Annotated in this window: 5 protein-coding genes and 1 pseudogene; 3 read left to right on the top strand and 3 right to left on the bottom strand. The window is 58.8% G+C overall.

What is annotated here, in order from left to right; translation table 11 throughout:
• Window positions 1–75 precede the first annotated feature (75 nt).
• Together AC07O1_RS14410 and AC07O1_RS14405 are read left to right on the top strand one after the other, a co-directional pair.
• Window positions 76–168: pseudogene (locus AC07O1_RS14410) on the top strand (hypothetical protein); the annotation flags it as partial.
• A gap of 255 nt (window positions 169–423) precedes the next feature.
• A complete protein-coding gene (locus tag AC07O1_RS14405; RefSeq protein ID WP_495089141.1) occupies window positions 424–957 on the top strand; it encodes an REP-associated tyrosine transposase in 534 nt (177 codons plus the stop codon).
• Window positions 958–1,108: 151 nt separating this feature from the next.
• Here the strand turns inward: AC07O1_RS14405 and gbcB are convergent, their stop codons facing one another.
• On the bottom strand, window positions 1,109–2,209 hold the full coding sequence (gene gbcB, locus AC07O1_RS14400) for a glycine betaine monooxygenase reductase subunit (RefSeq protein WP_494990623.1): 1,101 nt from the start codon (window positions 2,207–2,209) through the stop codon (window positions 1,109–1,111).
• Window positions 2,210–2,492: 283 nt separating this feature from the next.
• On the opposite strand from gbcB, the gene gbca reads away from it, so the two are divergent.
• Window positions 2,493–3,788 (top strand): glycine betaine monooxygenase oxygenase subunit, encoded by a 1,296-nt coding sequence (gbca, locus tag AC07O1_RS14395; protein WP_494990624.1) that lies wholly within the window; start codon window positions 2,493–2,495, stop codon window positions 3,786–3,788.
• A gap of 992 nt (window positions 3,789–4,780) precedes the next feature.
• Here gbca and AC07O1_RS14390 read toward each other — a convergent pair.
• On the bottom strand, window positions 4,781–5,347 hold the full coding sequence (locus tag AC07O1_RS14390; protein WP_495089140.1) for a GNAT family N-acetyltransferase: 567 nt from the start codon (window positions 5,345–5,347) through the stop codon (window positions 4,781–4,783).
• 112 nt (window positions 5,348–5,459) lie between these two features.
• Complete coding sequence (gene etfB / locus AC07O1_RS14385) at window positions 5,460–6,230, bottom strand: electron transfer flavoprotein subunit beta (RefSeq protein ID WP_495089139.1); 771 nt, start codon at window positions 6,228–6,230, stop codon at window positions 5,460–5,462.
• Window positions 6,231–6,236: the final 6 nt, after the last annotated feature.

Below are 6,236 nucleotides of genomic sequence, written 5' to 3'. Positions count from 1 at the left end.
CCTACGTAGAGCCGAACACCGTTGTGACGCAGAGCGTCACGGGCTGCATTCCCACGCAGAGCGTGGGAACGATCAAAAGGCGGCGCCCGCTTCATGTGCTCGTGGGATACAGAAGTAGAGCGGGTACGAGAACTGGCGGCGGATATTCGAGAAGTGATGTCCCGCTAACCCTCGTCACCCTGATCGTTCCCACGCTCCGCGTGGGAATACCTCTAGGGACGCTCCGCGTTCCTGCCTCACCGCCTGCGTAGAGCCGAACACCGTTGTGACGCAGAGCGTCACGGGCTGCATTCCCACGCGGAGCGTGGGAACGATTATTAGAGGCGCGTCGCAATTTCCCACTAACTCCGCGGCGCTGTCCTCTAGCGCCACCCCACAACCCCGCTCACCCTGATCATTCCCACGCAGCAAAGGAATGCACCCATGGGCCACAGCCGCTACACCATCACCGAGCCCGACAAGCCCCACTTCCTGACCTGCACCATCATGGAGTGGCTCCCGTTGTTCATCCGCCCCTACATTGTCGATCACCTGCTCAATTGCTGGCGCTATCAACAATCCCATCAGAACATGCAGCTGTATGGCTACGTCATCCTGGAAAACCATCTGCACTTTGTTGCCGAAGCTCCGGACCTGAGCAAATGCCTCAGTCAGTTCAAATCTTTCACCGCACGGAAAATCATCCACGACCTGCAAAGCAAAGGCGCAGAACGAGCCCTGCAACGCCTGCGTTTCAGCAAGCGCGCCCATAAGCAGGATCGGGTTTATCAGCTATGGCAGGAAGGCTCTCACGCCGAGTTGGTCTATAGCGAAGCGGTAATGCGTCAAAAACTGGATTACATCCATCACAACCCGGTGAAGCGTGGGTATGTGGATCTGGCAGAGCACTGGCGGTACTCAAGCGCTCGGAACTATGCAGGGATGGAAGGGCTTATCGAGATTCAGCGCTGGTATTGAAACGTACGCCCGGACGACGGCGGCGAGACAGGAACGCAGAGCGTCCCGAGAGGCATTCCCACGCAGAGCGTGGGAACGATCATGGTTTGGGGGGGCTCCACGTGAGCTCGTTCCCACGCTCTGCGTGGGAATGCAGCCCCGGAGTAACGGGTTAAAACTCGATCCGCACATCACCCTTCGGCACGCTGCAGCACGAGAGGATATAACCCTCGGCTTCGTCTTCTTCGGTGATGCCACCGTTGTGCTCCATCTCGACCTCCCCGCCCAGCTTCATCACTTTGCAGGTGCCGCAGATGCCCATGCCACAGGCTTTGGGGATCAGCAGGCCGAGTTTGGCGGCGGCTGCGTGGACGGTTTCGCCCGGTGCGACGCGAATGCTTTTGCCGGAGGCGGTGAATTCCACCTGGTGCAGGTCGGCGGCATCGATTGGCGGCGCGTCGGCCGCTTGTTCGGCATGTTCGACAGCGTCGGCGCGCGCTTCCGGCGGGGTCGCGCCGAAGGACTCCTCGTGATATCGCGACATGTCGAAGCCAGCGCCTTCCAGCAAGCGCTTGACCGCGTTCATATACGGCGTCGGGCCGCAGCAGAACACTTCGCGCTCCAGGAAGTCCGGCGCCATCAACTCGAGCATTTTGTGGTTCAGGTAACCGCGATAACCGGCCCACGGCTCACCCATGCCATGCTTCTCGCAGATCAGGTGCAAGCTGAAGTTGTCGATCCGCGATGCCATATGTTCCAGCTCGCGGTGATAGATGATGTCTTTGGGCGAGCGGGCGCTGTGGATAAACACCATGTCGACATTGCCGTTGGTGTCGTAGAACCAACGGGCCATGGACATCACCGGGGTGATCCCGACGCCGCCGCTGAGGTAGAGTACTTTCGGCGCGGTGAAATCCATGGCGTTGAACAGCCCGACCGGGCCGTGCACCGCCAGCTCCTGGCCTTCATGCAGGGTGTCGTGCAGCCAGTTGGACACCTTGCCGCCCGGAACGCGCTTGATGGTCACCGAAAAGCTGTACGGCACCGAAGGCGAGCTGGAAATGGTGTAGGAGCGCATGATCGGCACACCGTCGATTTCCAGCTCCAGGGTGACGAACTGCCCGGGCTTGAAGAAGAACAGGATCGGCTGATCGGCCATAAAGCAGAAGGTACGCACATCCCAGGTTTCCTGGATGACTTTGACACAACGGACGATGTGCCGACCATTGGCCCAGGTCTGGGTTGTTACCGGATTCAGGAAACTATTGGACATGCTGATCTCCACGGCCGACTGTCGGCCTCATGTTGCCGATTCTGCTCAAGGCGTGCAGTGGCCACTTACCTATCTACGACATTCACGTACTTATCGCGACCAGCCCCCAACCACCGGGGGTTGCGCGTCGGGAACAGATTTGGCCATGTCGCCCATGGATAAGGTTCTGGCCTGCGCCGGCCCCACACTCGCTTCAACAGATAAACGCTGTTTTCTGCCTTGCGTAGCAACCCTGATTAGCCACTATTCGCCGGCCACACAGATGGCCATGAGGACTTAAACGATGGACGTCACCACTACCCTGAGCTTGGGCGATCCACTGGAACCCGCACGCAAGGCCACCGCGCAGATGCTGCAAGAGCGCGAGCGTACGTTCTCGCTGCCGCAGCCGTTTTACTCTGATGAGCGGCTGTTTGATATCGACATGCAGGAGATCTTTCAGAAAGAGTGGCTGATCGCCGGCATGACCTGCGAAATCCCGACCAAGGGCAACTACCTGACCCTGCAGATCGGCAAGAACCCGATCATCGTGATTCGCGGCGCCGAAGGCGTGGTTCATGCCTTCCACAACGTCTGCCGCCACCGTGGTTCGCGTCTGTGCACCAGCGAAAAAGGCAAAGTTGCCAAACTGGTCTGCCACTACCACCAGTGGACCTACGAGCTTGACGGTCGTCTGTTGTTCGCCGGCAGCGAGATGGGCGACGACTTCGACATGAAGCAGTACGGCCTCAAGCCGGTGAACGTGAAGACCGCCGGCGGCTACATCTTCATCAGCCTCGCGGAAAACCCGCCAGCCATCGATGACTTCCTGTCGACACTGAACCATTACATGGAACCGTACGACATGGAGAACACCAAGGTCGCGGTGCAAACCACCCTGGTGGAACAGGCCAACTGGAAACTGGTGCTGGAAAACAACCGCGAGTGCTACCACTGCAACGCGTCGCACCCGGCACTGCTGAAAACCCTGCTGGAATGGGACGACGTTACCGACCCACGCGCCGACCAGGCGTTCAAGGACCACGTAGCCGCTTCCGCCGCTGCCTGGGAAGCCGAGAAGATTCCTTACGCTCACGCCAGCTTCGGCCTGCGTAACCGCATCGTGCGCATGCCACTGCTCAAGGGCACCGTGTCGATGACCCTGGACGGCAAGCAAGCCTGCAAGAAACTCATGGGCCGGATCCAGAACCCGGATCTGGGCTCGATGCGCATCCTGCACCTGCCGCACTCGTGGAACCACTGCATGGGCGATCACATCATTGTGTTCACCGTGTGGCCGATCAGCGCGCAGGAAACCATGGTCACCACCAAATGGCTGGTGCACAAGGACGCTGTCGAAGGCGTGGATTACGACGTCGACCGCATGCGTGAAGTCTGGGATGCCACCAACAATGAGGACCGTCGTCTGGCCGAAGAGAACCAGCGCGGGATCAACTCCACCGCGTACCAGCCAGGCCCGTACTCCAAGACCTACGAGTTCGGTGTGGTGAACTTTGTGGATTGGTACAGCGAGCGTCTGCTGAACAACCTCGGCGCAGAGCCTGCGCCTTACCTCAAGGGCGTACCGGTTCACGGCTAAGATGATCGTTCCCACGCTCCCGCGTGGGAATGCATCCCGTGACGCTCAGCGTCACATCCAAAGCGGACGCAGAGCGTCCATGGCGGCATTCCCACGCAGAGCGTGGGAACGATCATAAAGGTCAACAGATCGCAGCCTGCGGCAGCTCCTACGGAATCACACGATCCCTGTAGGAGCTGCCGCAGGCTGCGATCTTTTTTTCGACAACGCAAAATTACCGCCCACATCCCCTCCCCTATAGAACTGTACGAAATATGATCTATTGCGTTCCAGCCTATAAGGGACGTGGCGTGCAGCCTTCAGCGAACAAGTTATCCACACCTCCACCCACAGCTAATGGGGACAACTGTGGAAAGGCCGGAAGGTTTCTCCACAGAAACCGAAGAAAATCCGTGACTTATCCAAAAGCAGGGTTTTCGGCAGCGATTGTATGTTTTTTAATCAGAGCCCTGTAAGCCACGTCCTGCATGGCTCGTAGCGGACCGCGAACACCTTATCCACAGAAGCGCCAACAGACTTTGGGGGCAACTTGGGTGGATCTGTGGAAAACCACCGGAGACCGCGATAAATCGGGGTTTTCAGGCGGTTTATCGGCTTGAATCGATGATTTGGTTGTTTTTTAACCATCACCCTGATAAGCCCGGTTTGTATGGTCTGTAGCGGACAGCGAACATCTTATCCACAGAAAGGCCAACAGAGATTGGGGGCAAGTATTGGTGTGCAAGCAAAGTTATCCCAGGGAAAAAGCTCGAAAAAACCGTAGGTTAGGCTGGTTGTTTTTTGTACGAAGGGTTGCAGGGCTTGATTGGCGTAGGGTGTAGCGAGGGGTGAACATGTTATCCACAGAAGCGCTAACAGGGATTGTGGGTAAATCCAAAAATCCCTGTAGGAGCCGAGCTTGCTCGCGATAGCGGTTTATCAGGCGACAGCGATGGTGAATGTCAGTACGCCTTCGCGAGCAAGCTCTGCTCCTACAGGGATTTGCGTTCGGCTCACGGCCGATACATCAGATAGGCTTCACCCGTGACCCGAATCATCGGATGAGGAGTGACCTGGCAGGTTTTGACGATGCCAAAGCCGTGTCGCTCATAGAAACGCCGGGCGCCGGTGTTCGCGGCGTAGTCGATCAGGCTCAGGCCATTGAGACCCAACTGGCTGGCTCGCGCATGGGCATGCTCAAGGAACTGCTTGCCCAGGCCCTGGTTACGCCAGCCCTCGTGCAGCGCCAGGCTGGAAATGTAGAGCGTGTCAGGGATTTCCATATCGGCGTAGGGCGCCAGGACCGGATCGGTCACAGGCTCTGCCTCGGGATCATGGCGCATTGTGTAGCTGTGCATCATGCCGACGACTTCGCCCTCGGACTCCGCAATCAAGCAGTTCTGGTAAGAGAAATCCACGTCGTCACGGGCGTACCGGGCGGCGCCTACATCGAGTAAATCCTGCCCCGACGCTGCCAGTTTGCTCCAGATATAGTCGGAGCAACCCTCAGAGGAGATCTGAAACAAGCGAGCAATCTCTCGCGCATCCGCGCGTACTGCCGAACGAAACACAATGGGCATTGAACTGAACTCCACAAGACGATGAGCGCCCGTTTTAACGCGGGCGCTCATGACGCGGCTACACGTCGGAGGGAAGGTTATTTTTCCAGATGTTGCAGCTTAAAGTTCAACGTCAACGAACCACGCCTTCTTCAATCAGCAACTTGAGAATCGCTTCAGCCCCGGCCTCGGCACTCAACCCCTTGAGCACCTGCCCACCGCCGCCGCTGGCCTTGGCCGTTGCGGCCTTCATGCGATCAGCGCCGCTTTTGGCCTTGATCACTTTCAGACGCTTTGGCCGGGGTTTCGCCGGTTGCAGCGTGGCGATTGTGAGTAACTCATCGTCGACCACCTCCACCTGATCGGCCTGCAACACACCACGCCGGGCCGGGCCATAAGCACTTTGCCGAGGTTTCGGCGCGGCGTTATCCACAGTCGCGAGAAACGGCAGGCGGACTTTCAGCCGCCGACGTTGACCACGGGGCAAGGCTTGCAGCACCAGGGCCGAATTACCATCGATGGATTCGACCTGCGCCAGACCCACGACCAGCGGCCAACCAAGGCTTTCGGCCAGAAGGAACGGCAACATGCCCGAGCCTTCACCGGTTTCCGCCTGGCTGCCGGTCAGCACGACCTGCGCCCCGGCATCGCGCAGATAGTCGGTCAATGCTGGAAGCGCATCCGCGCCGGGCGGCTGCTCCAGCACATGCAGCTGCTCCAGCCCCATCCCCAGGTAGGCCCGCAGCGCCGGTTCCGCGATATCGCCGGCATGCAGCACTTGCAGGTTATCCCCAGCCAGTTGCAATCCCAGTTCGACCGCCCGTGCGTCCTGTTCGGCACGCCGAGGTCGCCCGGAAGTCGGGTGGGCGCCGATGGACACCAGGCTGATCACATTCGTACTCATAACCTA

The sequence above is a fragment of the Pseudomonas sp. GW821-FHT07G10 genome, assembly GCF_059418545.1.
This window is presented reverse-complemented; position numbering and strand designations above follow the sequence as displayed.